Source organism: Mesorhizobium sp. LNJC394B00, assembly GCF_000502555.1.
In the GTDB taxonomy this organism is placed as follows: domain Bacteria; phylum Pseudomonadota; class Alphaproteobacteria; order Rhizobiales; family Rhizobiaceae; genus Mesorhizobium.
In genome coordinates, this window is sequence record NZ_AYWH01000008.1 from 175,038 (window position 1) to 189,860 (window position 14,823).

At 63.5% G+C, this 14,823-nt stretch carries 12 protein-coding genes and 1 tRNA gene; 8 read left to right on the forward strand and 5 right to left on the reverse strand.

Features of this window, described 5'->3' with window-relative positions; all coding sequences use genetic code 11:
* Window positions 1-226: 226 nt before the first annotated feature.
* Complete coding sequence (locus X751_RS140365; protein WP_023670060.1) at window positions 227-688, forward strand: L,D-transpeptidase; 462 nt, start codon at window positions 227-229, stop codon at window positions 686-688.
* Window positions 689-852: 164 nt separating this feature from the next.
* Here X751_RS140365 and X751_RS140360 read toward each other — a convergent pair whose 3' ends face one another.
* Both X751_RS140360 and X751_RS140355 read right to left on the reverse strand, forming a co-directional pair.
* Window positions 853-3,936: an efflux RND transporter permease subunit gene (locus X751_RS140360; RefSeq protein WP_023696405.1), complete on the reverse strand. Its 3,084-nt coding sequence runs from the start codon at window positions 3,934-3,936 to the stop codon at window positions 853-855.
* Window positions 3,933-5,237 (reverse strand): efflux RND transporter periplasmic adaptor subunit, encoded by a 1,305-nt coding sequence (locus X751_RS140355; RefSeq protein ID WP_023670058.1) that lies wholly within the window; start codon window positions 5,235-5,237, stop codon window positions 3,933-3,935. Before X751_RS140355 ends, X751_RS140360 begins: the two co-directional genes overlap by 4 nt.
* 149 nt (window positions 5,238-5,386) lie before the next feature.
* On the opposite strand from X751_RS140355, the gene X751_RS140350 reads away from it, so the two are divergent.
* The 5 genes from X751_RS140350 to X751_RS140330 all read left to right on the forward strand — a co-directional run bounded on the left by X751_RS140350 (window position 5,387) and on the right by X751_RS140330 (window position 10,631).
* Window positions 5,387-5,923, forward strand: coding sequence for a TetR/AcrR family transcriptional regulator (locus tag X751_RS140350; protein ID WP_023670057.1), 537 nt, complete (start codon window positions 5,387-5,389; stop codon window positions 5,921-5,923).
* Window positions 5,924-6,271: 348 nt separating this feature from the next.
* Window positions 6,272-7,060, forward strand: coding sequence for a 3-hydroxybutyrate dehydrogenase (locus X751_RS140345; protein ID WP_023670056.1), 789 nt, complete (start codon window positions 6,272-6,274; stop codon window positions 7,058-7,060).
* A 140-nt stretch (window positions 7,061-7,200) separates the two neighbouring features.
* Entirely contained in the window at window positions 7,201-8,019 is an 819-nt protein-coding gene (locus tag X751_RS140340) for a sulfurtransferase/chromate resistance protein (RefSeq protein ID WP_023745795.1), read from the forward strand.
* A complete protein-coding gene (chrA, locus tag X751_RS140335; RefSeq protein WP_023690134.1) occupies window positions 8,016-9,407 on the forward strand; it encodes a chromate efflux transporter in 1,392 nt (463 codons plus the stop codon). The genes X751_RS140340 and chrA overlap by 4 nt, the downstream gene beginning before the upstream one ends.
* A 237-nt stretch (window positions 9,408-9,644) precedes the next feature.
* Complete coding sequence (locus tag X751_RS140330; RefSeq protein WP_023683939.1) at window positions 9,645-10,631, forward strand: methyltransferase; 987 nt, start codon at window positions 9,645-9,647, stop codon at window positions 10,629-10,631.
* Between the two features lie 10 nt (window positions 10,632-10,641).
* Here X751_RS140330 and X751_RS140325 read toward each other — a convergent pair.
* A tRNA-Arg gene (locus X751_RS140325) sits at window positions 10,642-10,718 on the reverse strand.
* A 106-nt stretch (window positions 10,719-10,824) separates the two neighbouring features.
* Window positions 10,825-11,988, reverse strand: a complete 1,164-nt coding sequence (locus tag X751_RS140320; RefSeq protein WP_023745796.1) for a M20 aminoacylase family protein — start codon at window positions 11,986-11,988, stop codon at window positions 10,825-10,827.
* A 233-nt stretch (window positions 11,989-12,221) separates the two neighbouring features.
* Here X751_RS140320 and X751_RS140315 point away from each other — a divergent pair, with 233 nt between their 5' ends.
* Both X751_RS140315 and X751_RS140310 read left to right on the forward strand, forming a co-directional pair.
* Window positions 12,222-13,400, forward strand: coding sequence for a D-alanyl-D-alanine carboxypeptidase family protein (locus X751_RS140315; RefSeq protein ID WP_023745797.1), 1,179 nt, complete (start codon window positions 12,222-12,224; stop codon window positions 13,398-13,400).
* Window positions 13,401-13,403: 3 nt separating this feature from the next.
* On the forward strand, window positions 13,404-14,507 hold the full coding sequence (locus X751_RS140310) for a GTP-binding protein (protein WP_023745798.1): 1,104 nt from the start codon (window positions 13,404-13,406) through the stop codon (window positions 14,505-14,507).
* A gap of 12 nt (window positions 14,508-14,519) precedes the next feature.
* On the opposite strand, the gene X751_RS140305 is transcribed toward X751_RS140310, so the two are convergent.
* Window positions 14,520-14,768, reverse strand: a complete 249-nt coding sequence (locus X751_RS140305; RefSeq protein WP_027050749.1) for a sulfurtransferase TusA family protein — start codon at window positions 14,766-14,768, stop codon at window positions 14,520-14,522.
* Between the last annotated feature and the right edge of the window lie 55 nt (window positions 14,769-14,823).

The following is a 14,823-nucleotide window of genomic DNA, read 5'->3' on the forward strand; positions in this document are numbered from 1 at the left end:
CAATCTTCTTTCATATAAGGACATCAGCACTTTCGTTTGGGAGCGCGGTGCGTGATCGGGAGTGCGCAGCGAAGGCGGAGCACGCTTCCCTTGTCCACCTTGCTTGTTAACCAGAGGAAACAGATTCGAAACACAAACGAGCCTCAGCGAAGTCAGTCTGAAACATGGCGCGGGGATAAGGCGGCCACCGAATTGACGCCGGCAGGACCGGCAAAGAGGAGCCATCATGTACAAAGCCATTTCCGCCAAACTCATCAACGTCACCGCCGCAGCCGGCGGCGCCGCGCTTCTGCTTGGCGCCGCCAACAGCACCGCCCATGCCGCGGCAAACCAGATCGTGGCGCGTGTTTCGCTGTCGCAGCAGACCATGGAAGTGCTGGTCGATGGCCGGCCGACTTTCGCCTGGAAGGTCTCGACCGGCGACAGTGCGCATGTCACGCCGACCGGCTCGTTCAAGCCGACCCGCATGCACGAGATGTGGCATTCGAAGAAATACGACAACGCGCCGATGCCGCATTCGGTCTTCTTCAGCGGCGGCTACGCCGTGCATGCGACCAACGCCATCAAGCGGCTGGGACGGCCGGCGTCGCATGGCTGCGTGCGGCTGCATCCCGACAATGCCGCCGACTTCTACCAGTTGGTCGAAACCTTCGGCCCGACCAACACCAGCATCGTCATCGTCAAGTAGCAGACTGCGTTTGGAGCGATGGTGCAGCGCAGCCGGCCAGGTCATGCCGCACCGCAAGTTCCCGCCTGAAGCTCCATCAGAGCTTCGCGGTAAATCAATCCAGTCAAAAAAGAGGCCGGAAATTTCCGGCCTCTTTTCGTTTGTTCGCTAACGCCGTTCGCAGCTCAGTCCGCGTGCACCGGCATCAGCTTCGGGTCTGGCTTTTCGGCGTGGTGCGGCAGGTCCTTGCTGGCGATGAAGGTGTAGAACATCGGCACCACGAACAGGGTGAACATGGTTCCGACCAGGATGCCGGTGAAGATCACGAGGCCCATCGAATAGCGCGCCGCCGCACCAGCACCACTGGACACGATCAGCGGCACGACGCCGAGCGCCATCGCCGCTGTCGTCATCAGGATCGGCCGCAAGCGCACCTTGGCCGAGGCGACGATCGCATCGCGCCGCCTCATGCCATGCAGCTCGCGCTGCTGGTTGGCGAACTCGACCAGAAGAATGCCATGCTTGGTGATCAGACCTATCAGTGTGATCAGGCCGACCTGCGTGTAGATATTGAGCGTTCCAAGCCCCAGATTGAGCGGCACGATGGCGCCAAAGATCGACAGTGGCACCGCCATCATGATGATCAGCGGGTCGCGGAAGCTTTCGAACTGCGCCGCCAGCACCAGATAGATGACGATTACGGCGGCTGCGAACGCGATAAGGATCGTGTTGCCCTGCTCCTTCTCCTGCCGGGACTGGCCGGAATAATCGATGAAGAAGGTATCGGGCAGGCTCTCCTTGGCAAGGTTCTCCAGGGTCTGCAGCCCGTCGCCCGTGGTGACGCCGGGAAGCGGCAGCGCTGATATCGTCGCCGAGTTCAGCTGGTTGAACTGCTCGATCGCGGCCGGCGCGGCGTTGGTCGAAATCTTCACCACCGCTGAAAGCGGCACCATTTCGCCGGTCACGCTACGCACGAAATATTCGCCGAGCTTCTCGGGATTGTCGCGGAATTCCTTCGGCACCTGCGGGATGATGTCGTAGCTGTTGGAGTCGCGGTCGAACTGAGCCACTTCGGCGCCGCCGACCAGCAGCGTCAGCGTCTGGCCGATGTCGGCGATCGGCAGGTTGAGAGCCGCCGCGCGGTCGCGGTCGATGGTCACCGTCACCTGCGGAGCGTCAAAGGACATCGAGTTTTGCACGACGATGAAGCGGCCGGAGGCCTGCGCCTTGTTCTTAATCTGCTCGGCCGCCTCGTAGACCTCGGCGGAACCACCGGTCGAGCGCACCACCATGGAGATCGGCAGGCCGCCGCCGGAGCCCGGCAGCGTCGGCGGCGCGAAGACGAAGGCCTCGACGCCGGCCACCTTGCCGAGGCGTCCCTGGATATCGGCTTGAAGCTCCTTTGAGTTGCGCTGGCGCTCGGCCCAATCCTTGAAGGCGAAGCCGACAAAGGCGCCGTTGGTGGCGCCGCCAAAGGCAACGGCGGAGAATTGCGCCCTGGTTTCGGGAATGTCCTTCACCAGGCCGAGGATCTGGTTGACGTAGGTCTCGGTGTAGTCCGAGGTCGCGTAGCGCGGTGCCGTCACGATAGACAAGAGGAAGCCCTGGTCCTCTTCCGGCGCCAGTTCGCTCGAGGTCTTGGTGAACATGAAGCCGGTGAGCGCAACCAGCGCCACGACCATCAGCAGCGTCACCGGTCGATTTCTCAAGGAGGCGGTGACCGCCCGCTCATAGACATGCTCGACACGGCTGAAGGTTCCGTCGACGACGCGCTGGAAGCGACTGTGCGATCCCGCCTTGAGCAGACGCGCCGCCATCATCGGCGTGATGGTGACGGCTATGAGGCCGGACAGCACCACCGAACCGGCGAGCGTCACCGCGAACTCGCGGAACAGCGCGCCGGTCAGGCCGCCGGTGAAGGCCAGCGGCGCGAACACGGCGGCGAGCGTGATGGTCATGGCCACGATGGCGGAGAAAATCTCGCGCATGCCGTTGAAGGCCGCCTGCATCGGCGACATGTGGTCCTCCTCCATGTGGCGATGGATGTTCTCCACCACCACGATAGCGTCGTCGACGACAAGGCCGATGGCCAGCACCATGGCCAGCAGCGACAGAAGGTTGATCGAATAGCCGACCGCAAACAAAAGGAAGCAGACGCCAACCAGCGACAGCGGGATGGTCACGATCGGCATCATCACCGAGCGGAATGAGCCGAGGAACAACAGGATGACCACGACGACGATGGCGACGGCTTCGGCGATGGTCTTGAACACTTCATCGATCGAGGCGCTGATCTGTTCGGTGGAATCGTAGACGATTTCGATGGTCATGCCTTTCGGCAGCGTCTCTTGAATCAAAGGCACGATCTTGTGGATCGCCTCCGCCGTTGTCAGCGGGTTGGCGGCCGGCGTCGGGAAGATGGCGAGGAAGGTGCCGGGCTTGCCATTGAAGCTCACCCTCGTGTCGGTGCTCTCGGCGGCAAGCTCGACTCGCGCCACGTCGCGCAAGCGCACCACCTGGCCGTCCGTCGAGCGCAGCGGAAGCTCGGCAAAGGCCTCAGGCGTCTGCAGCGTCGAGCGAACCGTGATCGAGGAGACGACATATTCGTTCTCGGTGTTGCCGGGCGCCGACAGGAAGTTGGAGTTGTTGATCGCCGCCAGCACTTCGGCGGCGGTGACGCCACGCGCAGCAAGCTTGACCGGGTCGATCCAGACCCGCATCGAATATTCCTCGGCGCCGAAGATCTGCACGTCGGCGACACCTTCGACCGTCGACATGCGCGGCCGCACCACCCGCTCGATATATTCGGTGAGCTGCTCCTTGCTCATGTTCGGATTCTGCATCGAGATGTACATCATCGCGAACTCTTGGCCGGTACCCTTGACGATGACCGGGTCCTTGGATGCATCCGGCAAGGTGCCGCGTACGCCCTGCACCTTCGACAGGACCTCGGTGAGCGCGACATCCGGATTGGAGCCGAGCTTCATCTGGACGACCACGGTGCTCGAAGACGGCCGGCTGGACGAGGTGACGTAGTCGATGTTCTCGGTCGAGGCGACGGCCCGCGCGATCGGGGCGGAGATGAAGCCCTGGATCAGGTCGGCGCTGGCGCCGGGATAGGCGGTGGTGATGGTGATCGCCGTCTCGTCAACCTTGGGATACTGCCGGATCGACAGGTTGAAGATGCCCTGGAAACCCAGGAGCAGGATCATGCAGGCGAGGACGGTGGAGAGGACCGGCCGGCGAATGAAGATGTCGGAAAAGTTCATTGCTGAGCCTGCTGGTTAGCCGACTTGCTGGGGTCAATGGTGTTGTCGACAGCGACGGACATGCCGTTGAAGAGACGGTTCTGACCGGCGGTGACGACCTCGTCACCGGCCTTGATGCCCTCGATGATCTCGACCATGCCGTCGTTGCGGCGGCCGGGCTTCACGAACACCTGCGACAGCACGAGCGCCGGCTTTTCCGGTTCTGCCGCGGGCTTCGCGGGGTCGACAGCCGGCTTGTCCGCGGGCTTCGCCGCGGCGTCTTCGGCAGCCGGTTTCGCGTCTGCCGGCTTTGCATCTGCCGCCGGCTTTGCTGCGTCGGCCCCCGCGGCAGGCTTTTCCTCGGGTTTCGCGGCTGGGGCGCCTTCCGCCGGCTTCGCCGGAACGACGACGAAGACGAAGTCGCCATAGAGGCTCGACGTCAATGCCGTCTGCGGCAAGGACAGAATGTTTTTCTCCTGCGGCAGCTCGACGCGAACCTGGACGAACTGGCCGGGCGTCAGCTTGCCGTCAGGGTTGGCGACCTCGCCGCGGACGGACACCAGGCGGCTTGAAGCGTCGATCTTGGGATCGATGCCGCGAATGGAGCCGGCAAACGGCATGTCGGCGCCGCCGCCGGTGCCGCCGAGGCCGAGCCGCACCGCCTGGCCTATCTTGAGCAGCGGCAGCTGCTGTTCGGGTACCGAGAAATCGACCCGCATGGTGTCCAGATCCTGCAAGGTCACCACTGCGTTGCCGGGCGAGAGATATTGGCCGAGGTCGATCTTGGGGATGCCCACGGTGCCGGCGAACGGCGCCGTCAGCTGCTTCTGATCGAGCACGGCCTGCAGCTTGTTGACCTGCGCGGCGGAGGCCGATGCAGCGGCTTGAGCGGTGTCGAGCGTGGCATCCGTTCCGACGCCGCGCCGCTGCAGCTCCAGCGCGCGTTCGAGCGCCGTCTTGTCGGACACGGACTGCGCCTTGGCCGCGACCAGATCCGCGCGTTCGACGGCATCGTCGAGCTGCAGCAGGACCGAATCGACCGGCACCTTCTGGTTGGCATGGAAAAGGATGTCCTTTACGATGCCGCTGGTCTCGACGGTAAGGTCGACACCGCGCACGGCGCGTACCGTGCCGATCGCCTCGACGCCCGGCGTCCAGTCGGAAGGCTTGACGACAACCGTCGATACGGTCGTCGCCGGCGGCTTCATGGTGGCGAAATACTGTTTGATAGCGTTGTCGCGGAACAGGTTGAAGCCGACAACGCCGACGCACACCAGAGCGAGCAGAAGCAGAATTGCGGTGATAGAGATGAAGCGCTTCACGAACTGTCCCCTCGGCCGGTGTCCGGCAAAATAGCCGAATAGCGGGACACTTATCGACGCCAGGTCCCGATTACAAATGACGGCGAACTTACTGTACCGTCTGGACGGTCTTGTCAATTCCGCCTAGGCTGGTGCGGGGGAAGGGATCGATGAAGACCCAAAGGGCAAATTCGCGCGACAAGATACTCGCCGCCGCCGCCGATGTCGCACGCGAGACCGGTCCCGGCAGCCTGTCGCTTGACGCCGTCGCCAGCCGCGCCGGCGTGTCGAAAGGCGGCCTGTTATATAACTTTCCGACCAAGGCCAAACTGATGCAGGGCCTGGTGGAGAATTACCTGCGCGCGTTCGAGCTGGCGCTGGAATCGGGCCGTGTCGCCGGCGCCAGCGGCGAGAGCCTGCTCGCCACCTATATCCGGCTCTCGGCGGATGATTGTGAGGAGCCGAAGCCGACGGCTTCGTGGATATTCTCGGCGATCGCCGAGGATCCGGATTTCCTGACGCCGATAAAAGCCTTCAAGTCACAGCTGCTGCAGCGGCTGAAGAGCGAGACGCCGGACCTCAAGACGCTGCTGGTCTGCTTTCTGGCCATCGAAGGGCTGCGCAGCATGAACCTCTTCGATTCCGACGTGCTGTCCGCCGACGAACGCCACTTGCTGGTATCGGCCCTACTGGAGATTGCGGGATAGCTTAGGGCGTCGCGGTCGAAGAAGCGATACGGGCCGGGCGGAAAGGACGGTTAGTGAGCGGCATGGCATAGGCACGCATCACGACATCGGCGATTTCAAGCTACAGCCCCCCTGATTCGTTGGATCGATGCTTCAGGAATGACTGCGCGAATGCGCGGCCGACTATGTTGCGCCGCACCATAACACTGCCGTGCCAGCCTTGACGTGTCAGCCTTGAGACGGCGCTCGGCGAGGCCGGCAAAGCGCGTTTTAGGGCTGTGATGGCGCCGGCATATGGTTATGGCATTGTCATGTTGCGGCGCACAAACTATGTGCCTTTGTAGTCCTCCTAACAGTCGCGAGATCTCCATGGGTTCCCTTTCTTCGAAGAATGCGCTCGTCACCGGATCGACCAGCGGCATTGGCCTGGCCATTGCCCGCGCCCTTGCCGCCGAGGGCTCCAACGTCACGATCAACGGCCTTGGCGAAGCCGCGGCGATCGAACAGGAGCGCGCCGGCATCGAGAAGGATTTCGGCGTCCAGTGCCGCTACTCCGGCGCCAACATGATGGACGGCGCAGCGGTGACCGCCATGGTGCGCGAAGCCGAGCAGGCCTTAGGCAGCCTCGACATTCTGGTCAACAATGCCGGGATACAGCATGTCGCGCCAATCGAGGAGTTTCCCGACGACAAGTGGGAAGCCATCATCCGCATCAATCTGCTTGCCGCCTTTTACGCGATCAAGGCCGTGGTGCCCGGCATGAAGGCGCGCAAATGGGGCCGCATCATCAACACCGCGTCGGCGCATGCACTGGTCGCCTCGCCGTTCAAGTCGGCTTACGTCTCGGCCAAGCACGGCATAGCGGGTCTGACCAAGACGGTAGCGCTGGAAGTCGCGCAGGACGGCATCACCGTCAACGCCATCGCGCCCGGCTATGTCTGGACGTCACTGGTCGAAAGGCAGATCCCCGACACGATGAAGGCGCGCGGCATGACCGAGGAACAGGTCAAGCGCGACGTGCTCCTGGCGGCACAGCCGACGAAGCAATTCGTCACCGTGGAGGAGCTCGCCGCGCTGACGCTGTTTCTGTGCTCGGACTCGGCCAGGCAGATTACCGGCACGACTTTGCCGATGGATGGCGGCTGGACGGCGCAGTAGGCGCGGTCCCCCGGCGCCGCTCTTTCCTTGACAAAGACGAAGGATCAATCCAGCATTGTGGCAAGGGGTTCCTTCGCGACGACCCCGTGAGGCGTCAGCCCAATGATCGCGTCCAAACTCTCACTCTGGAGGTGGACGCCATGCCGTCAACAACCGCAATCACCGTAGCGCAGCTTTCCCGCCTTGTCGGTCTGTCCGACGCGCCTGTTCTTGTCGATGTCCGCATCGACGAAGACTACGACGCCGATCCGCGGCTGCTTCCGGCCTCGTGCCGGCGCGACTTCAAGTCTGTTTCGAGCTGGGCGGCCGAGTTCACGGGGGCTCATGCTGTCGTCATCTGCCAGAAGGGGCTGAAGCTCTCGCAAGGCGTTGCCGCATGGCTGCGCCATGAGGGCATTGCTGCCGAATCCCTTGAAGGCGGCTTCGAGGCGTGGCAGGCGGCCAAGGGACTTCTGGTCAAGGCCGACAAGATACCGCCCCGCGACGACAAGGGCCGCACGGTCTGGGTGACGCGTGCCCGCCCCAAGGTCGACCGCATCGCCTGTCCCTGGCTGATCCGCCGCTTCGTCGATCCCCCGGCGGTGTTCCTGTTTGTCGAGCCGTCTGAAGTGCTGGCGGCCGCCGATCGGTTTGGGGCGGTTGCCTTCGACATCGACGACGTGTTCTGGAGCCATCGCGGCGAGCGCTGCACCTTCGACACGATGATCGAAGAGTTCGGGTTGCGGTCCGAAGCGCTCGATCGCCTTGCGCTGATCGTGCGTGCAGCCGATACGGCGCGCCTCGATCTCGTACCGCAGGCGGCCGGGTTCCTCGCTGCATCGCTCGGGCTGTCGCGCATGTTCCGCGACGATCTCGAACAGCTTGATGCCGGCATGCTGCTCTACGATGCGTTCTTCAGATGGTGCCGCGATGCCACTGACGAAACCCACAATTGGCCCAGCGCGGGCAAAGCGCCATGAGCGCCCTCGCCGCGGACGACGATGCACAGGCTACCGAGGCTCCGGTCGTCCCGACCTTCCGCCAAGCCGCGAAACTGTGGGCAAGGATCGGCCTGCTCTCCTTCGGCGGGCCGGCCGGACAGATCGCGCTGATGCACAAGGAATTGGTCGAGGATCGCCGCTGGATCGGCGAGCAGCGGTTCCTGCATGCGCTCAACTACTGCATGCTTCTGCCAGGCCCCGAGGCACAGCAGCTCGCCATCTATATCGGCTGGCTGCTGCACCGGACCGCCGGCGGCCTCGTCGCCGGCATCCTGTTCGTGCTGCCCGGTGCGTTTGTCATGCTGGGCCTCAGCATCTTCTACGTGCTTTACAATGATGCGCCTGTCATCGAGGCGCTGTTTTTCGGCATCAAGGCGGCGGTGCTGGCCGTCGTCGTCGAGGCGGTCCTCCGCATCGGCAAACGGGCGCTCAAGAACCGGGTGATGGTGGCGATCGCGGTGGCCGCGTTCCTTGCCATTTATGTCATCAGGCTGCCGTTTCCGCTGATCATCCTGGTTGCAGGGCTGACCGGCTGGATCGGCAACCGCTTGGCACCGGCGCGTTTTTCCGGAGCCGCACGCGGCAAGGACAATTTGCCCGATGTCAGGGGCGCCGTCGACGTCATGTTCGAACGCGGCGACCTCGCTCACACCAAGCCGACGAAATGGCACGCGCCGCGCACCATCGCGATCTGGCTGCCGATCTGGCTCGGGCCGGTCGTACTGATCCTGGCGCTGACCGGCCCTGCCAGTGTTTGGGCACAGCTTGGCGGCTTCTTCAGCCTGATGGCGGTGGTCACATTCGGCGGCGCCTACGCTGCGCTCTCCTATGTCGCGCAGGCAGCGGTGACCTCGTTCGGCTGGCTGGCGCCGGGTGAAATGGTCGATGGGCTTGGTCTGGCCGAGACGACGCCGGGACCATTGATCCTGGTGCTGCAGTTCGTCGGCTTCGTCGCCGCCTATCGTCACGCCGGTGCGATGGGACCGCTTGTGGCCGGATCGCTCGGCGCATTGCTGACGCTCTGGGTGACGTTCGTGCCGTGCTTCTTCTGGATCTTTCTGGGTGCCCCCTACATCGAGGCGCTGCGCGGCAACAAGGCGCTGTCGGCGGCGCTGAGTGCGATCACGGCGGCTGTGGTCGGCGTGGTGATGAACCTTGCGCTGTGGTTCGCACTGCATGTCGTCTTCGGCGCGTTGCACCGTTTTGGTCTTGGGATGGAGCTACCGGTGCTGTCGTCGCTGGATTGGCGCGCCGCGCTGCTGGCGGCGGCCGCCATGGTCGCCATGCTGAAACTGAGGATCGGCATGCTGCCGACATTGGCCGGCTCGGCGCTGGCCGGACTGGCGCTGCTGGCCTTGCCTGCGTAGCGTCCGAAGGCGCGACCAGCCATTATCACAGCCGGATTTTTGAGGTATGCCGGGCCGGCGCACAACGGTCGCGGGCGCTGGTAGGATCAGCGCTGGCCCCGGAGATACGCTTTACGTCGAACCCGATACCGCCAAGCTGAACCTGCTCGACGCGGAGAGCGGCGCGCTGGCGAACTGATTTGACGAGGTTGGCCGAGCTGTTCAAAGTCGATCCTGGATCGCACAACGGGATATGACATGGTGGATTCCGATCGGATCGACAAGCTGATCGCAGGGGTGCCCCCCGCCTTGGCGCTTCGTGCCGGGCTGGACCTTGGCATCTTCACCTGGCTCGGCGGCGATGCTGCGACTGCCGACAGCCTTGGGGCAGCGCTCAAAGTCGAGCCCGCTCGTCTGTCGCGGCTCCTCTACGCGCTCGCCAGCATCGGTCTCCTCGACGTCGAGGATGGTCAGTTTCGCAACGGAGCCGAAGCGTCGGAGTTTCTTGACGCGTCCAAGCCGACCTATCGCGGCGGCGATCATGTGCTGCTGCGCGAACTCTGGGGAGCCGACCTTTTGACCGCAGAGTCGCTGCGGCAGAATCGGCCGGCCGCGCTGCACGACTTTTCCGAAGCGGGGCCAGAATCCGCAGCGGCCTTCAGCCGCATGCTCGCACCGGGAGGGGTGATTTTCGGCCGAAATCTCGCCCGTGAACTGGACTTCTCGGCGGTCAGTTCGGTGATCGACATCGGCGGCGGCGCCGGGACCATTCTGGTCGGTCTTCGCGAGCGATGGCCGCATATTGCGGCGACTTTGATGGAACTCCCGACGGTCGCGGCGGTCGCACCAGCGATCCTGTCGGAATACGGTGCCGGCGATGTGGTTGTCGAAGAAGGCGACATAACGGTCGCGCCATCGACCGGCCGGCATGACTTGGCAATCCTGAAGGCTGTCGTCCAGGTCCTGCCGCCGGACCAGGCGCGCAGTTCGATCCTGAACGCGGCGCGTTGCCTCACCCAAGGAGGCGAGATCGCAATTGCGGGGTGGGGTGTCGTCGATGACGACCGTCTCGGCCCGCCTGAGGGTGTCTTTCTCAATCTCACCTTCCTGAACCTTTACCGCGCAGGCGAATCGTACACGGAAGGTCAGTATCGCGCGTGGATGACCGAGGCTGGGTTCCGGGATATTTCCAGGTCGCAGCTGACCGACGGCACCACGTTCTTTCGTGGGCGCCTCACGGACTGATTGTGGCTGCTGGTGATCCCGACAGGAATCGAACCTGTGACCTACAGATTAGGAATCTGCCGCTCTATCCTACTGAGCTACGGGACCACGCGGCCCGACACATAGCCGCTTCCGATCGTTTCGCCAAGAGGCTCGCCGAAGGCAATGAAGAGGCCGGCCGAAGGCTAATCGGCCGGCCTTTCGTCGGGGCAGGTCAGGCTGCCAGCGCCGTTTCGGCCAGTTTCACCCAGTAGCTCATGCCGTGCGGTATGACTTCGTCGTTGAAGTCGTAGGCCGGATGATGGAGGCCGGCGGTCTCGCCATTGCCGATGAAGATGAAGGCGCCAGGTCGGGCTTCCAGCATGTAGGAGAAGTCTTCGCCGCCCATCACCGGCTGGATGGCGCGGTGGACCTGGGTGTCGCCGGCGACATGTGCCGCGACATCGCCGGCAAAGACCGTTTCTTCCGGATGATTGAAGGTCACGGGATAGTTGGCGTCATAGTCGACAGTGATCGTCGCGCCGAAGGCGGTGGCTATTCCTTCGCAGATGGTGCGGATGCGCTCTTCCGACTTCTTGGCGATCTCTTTCTTCAGTGTGCGCACCGTGCCGGCAATCTCGGCGGTCTCGGGAATGACGTTGTAGGCGTCGCCGGCGTGGAACTTCGTCACCGAAACCACCACCGCCTCGACCGGATCGGTGCTGCGCGAAGCGACCGTCTGAAGGGCGCCGACCAACTGGCTGGTGATGACGATCGGGTCGATCGTGCCGTGCGGCATCGCCGCATGGCCGCCGCGGCCCTTGACCGTGATGGTGAACTCGGCGGTCGCCGCCATGATGGGACCCGGCCGGATGGCGAACTGGCCCACCGGCAGGCCCGGCATGTTGTGCATGCCAAAGACGCGCGAAATGTCGAAACGCTCCATCATGCCGTCCTTGACCATCTCGTTGCCGCCGCCGCCGCCCTCTTCGGCCGGCTGGAAGATAACCGCGACCGAACCGGCGAAATTGCGCGTTTCGGTCAGATATTTGGCGGCGCCCAAAAGCATCGCCGTATGGCCGTCATGGCCACAGGCGTGCATTTTGCCGGGAACGGTCGAGGCATAGGCCTTGCCGGTGATCTCGTTGATCGGCAGCGCGTCCATGTCGGCGCGCAAGCCGATGGTCGCGCCTTGCCCCTTGCGGCCATGGATGATGCCGACCACGCCGGTCTTGCCGAGGCCCGTCACCACGTCGTCGCAGCCGAATTCCTTCAGCTTCTCGGTGACGAAGGCGGCGGTCTTGAAGACATCGAAATTCAGTTCTGGCGTCTGGTGCAGATGGCGTCGCCAGCCGGCAACTTCATCCTGCATCTCGGCGGCGCGGTTGAGAATCGGCATAATGGTTCCATCTCGCTGTTGGAGCAGACGATCTGGCCTGCTTGATTGCAATTGTGATTGCCATGCTTGTTGCCATCTTGGCACTTTGCCATCTTGGCGTCACATAGGGTAAATAGCACCCCAGACAATGTGATCCGGAAATTGAGGGCCGGATCAGGTCATGCTGGCCATCGCGTAACGAAATCTTACGGAGCCAGGGGCGACTACGGCAAGAGGCGATTTCGGATTCCATGATGCGGCACAGCCATATCCTCAAATTACTGCTAACGGGCGGCTTGGCGCTACCCATGCTGGCTGGGCCAGCTTTGGCCAATCCGGTGATCCTGTTCGACCTCAACAGCGGCAAGGTTCTGCAGCACCAGGACGCATTCAAGCGCTGGTATCCCGCTTCGCTGAGCAAGCTGATGACCGCCTATGTCACCTTCCGGGCGATTGCCGCCGGCGAGGTCCAGCTCGATTCACCGATCAAGGTGACCAAGCATTCGGCGGGCGAACCGCCGAGCAAGATGGGCTTCAAGCCGGGCTCGGTGATGCGGCTCGACAATGCGTTGAAGATGATGCTGGTCAAATCGGCCAACGATATCGCCATGGCCATCGGCGAAAACATAGGCGGCTCGCAGGCCGGATTCGCCGTTCGCATGAATGCGGAGGCGGCGCGGCTCGGCATGACCGGAACGCATTTCGTCAATCCGAACGGACTGTTTTCGCCGGAGCAGTATACGACGGCGCGCGATCTTGCCCTGCTGGTGATGGCGATCCGCAAGGAATTCCCGCAATACGCCCCCTGGTTCTCGATCGAAGGCCTTGCCGTCGGCAAGAAGGCGATCTCCAACTACAATCTCTTGATCGGGCGCTATCCCGGCGCCGACGGCATGAAAACCGGGTTCGTCTGTCCCTCGGGCTTCAACATGATCGGCTCGGCGACACGCAATGGCCGCACGCTGGTCGCGGTCGTGCTCGGCGAAAAATCGGCGATCAGCCGTGCCGAGACCGCCGCCAGGCTGCTCGACCAGGGCTTTGCCACGCCCGACCCGAACTGGCTCACGCTCGCGGCCATGCCTTCCTATGGCGATACAATGTCACCCAACGACATGCATGATGAGATCTGCAGGAAGAAGGCGCCGCACGAGCAGTCCGAGGCGGCTCCGCCGGTGGCCGCGAAGGGTGCCGACGTGCCGAAATCGCCCTATCAGGAAAAGCTCGACCACGTGCCGACGCTGGTTGCCGTGGGCCTCGGCGGCGCCACCGGGCCGGCGCCGAAGGCGATGCTCGACCAGGGCGGCCAGGAATACGCCGATGTGCCGCTGCCGAGCTGGCGGCCAGACATTCCGGCACCAAAGGGCGCCGAACCGGCCGTGGTGGGCCAGGCAACCGCGGTGCAGGGCGACCAGCTGGTCAAAGCCGCCAACTAGGCGATGGCTGGCTTTCCGATACCCGTCACGGTGGTCACCGGCTTCCTCGGCGCCGGCAAGACGACATTGCTCAACCGGCTGCTCAAAGATCCGGCACTGGTCGACACGGCCGTCATCATCAACGAATTCGGTGAGGTGGCGATCGACCACCTGCTGGTCGAGCAGGCCTCGGACGGCATCATCCAGTTGTCCGACGGCTGTCTGTGCTGCACGGTGCGCGGCGAACTGGTCGATACGCTGGCTGACCTCGTCGACCGGCTGCAGACCGGCCGTATCGCCCGCCTTGCCCGCGTCGTTGTCGAAACCACCGGGCTCGCCGATCCGGCGCCGGTGCTGCAGTCGATCATGGCGCATCCCGCCCTTGTGCAGGCCTTCCGACTTGATGGCGTCATCACGCTGGTCGACGCGGTGAACGGCAATGCGACGCTCGACGGCCATGTCGAGGCGGTCAAGCAGGTGGCGGTCGCCGATCGCATCGTGCTGACCAAGGTCGATCTGGCCAGCGATCCCGGCGACGTCGATGCTTTGCGAACGCGACTCCATCAGCTCAATCCAGGCGCCGTGGTGCTGGACGCCGGCGACGGCCGAACCGGCGTCACGGCGCTGTTCGATTGCGGCCTCTACAATCCGGCGACCAAATCCGCCGATGTCCGGCGCTGGCTCGGCGAAGAAGCCGCCCATGAGCACCACCATCATCATGATCGTGACCACGGCGAGCATGAGCACCACCACCGCCACGATTCCCGCGTGCGCTCCTACTCGCTGGTCCATGACGGCCCGGTGCCGTTTTCGGCGATCGAGATGTTCCTCGACCTGCTGCGTTCTGCGCATGGCGACAAGCTTTTGCGGATGAAGGGCGTCATCGAGCTTGCGGAGGACCCGTCACGGCCGCTTGTCGTCCACGGGGTGCAGAAGATCCTGCATCCGCCGGCGCGGCTGCTGGCCTGGCCGGACGGCCAACGCGGCACCAGGCTGGTGCTGATCACGCTCGATATGCCGGAAGATTATGTGCGCCGGCTGTTTTCCGCCTTCACCAACCGGCCGTCGATCGACACGCCGGATCGCGCGGCGCTGGAGAGCAATCCGCTGGCGATAGCCGGGGGCTGATTGTCAGGCTCGCTATGCGCCGCGTTCGACCAGGAAGCGGTGGCCGCCGCTGACGGCTGATGTTTCAACAAGCTGGTGGCCAGCGTCGGCGCAAAAGGCGGGGATGTCGATGACCGCCAGCGGGTCGGTGGTCTCCAGCCAAAGCCGGCTGCCCGGCTGCATTGCCGCCAGGCGTTTTTTCGCCTTGAGAACGGGCAGGGGGCAGTTCAGGCCCTTGAGGTCATAGATCGCGGTGTGATTTGTTTGTTTGTCTTCATGCATGTCTTTGTCCCAAACCGCTGCGCACTTTTGGGCGACATGCATCGGCAAGGCGAAA

Coding starts and splice junctions, on each gene's coding strand:
- X751_RS140365 (WP_023670060.1), top strand. CDS start 227: ATGTACAAAGCCATTTCCGCCAAACTCATCAACGTCACCGCCGCAGCC.
- X751_RS140360 (WP_023696405.1), bottom strand. CDS start 3,936: ATGAACTTTTCCGACATCTTCATTCGCCGGCCGGTCCTCTCCACCGTC.
- X751_RS140350 (WP_023670057.1), top strand. CDS start 5,387: ATGAAGACCCAAAGGGCAAATTCGCGCGACAAGATACTCGCCGCCGCC.
- X751_RS140345 (WP_023670056.1), top strand. CDS start 6,272: ATGGGTTCCCTTTCTTCGAAGAATGCGCTCGTCACCGGATCGACCAGC.
- X751_RS140340 (WP_023745795.1), top strand. CDS start 7,201: ATGCCGTCAACAACCGCAATCACCGTAGCGCAGCTTTCCCGCCTTGTC.
- chrA (WP_023690134.1), top strand. CDS start 8,016: ATGAGCGCCCTCGCCGCGGACGACGATGCACAGGCTACCGAGGCTCCG.
- X751_RS140330 (WP_023683939.1), top strand. CDS start 9,645: ATGGTGGATTCCGATCGGATCGACAAGCTGATCGCAGGGGTGCCCCCC.
- X751_RS140320 (WP_023745796.1), bottom strand. CDS start 11,988: ATGCCGATTCTCAACCGCGCCGCCGAGATGCAGGATGAAGTTGCCGGC.
- X751_RS140315 (WP_023745797.1), top strand. CDS start 12,222: ATGCGGCACAGCCATATCCTCAAATTACTGCTAACGGGCGGCTTGGCG.
- X751_RS140310 (WP_023745798.1), top strand. CDS start 13,404: ATGGCTGGCTTTCCGATACCCGTCACGGTGGTCACCGGCTTCCTCGGC.
- X751_RS140305 (WP_027050749.1), bottom strand. CDS start 14,768: ATGCATGAAGACAAACAAACAAATCACACCGCGATCTATGACCTCAAG.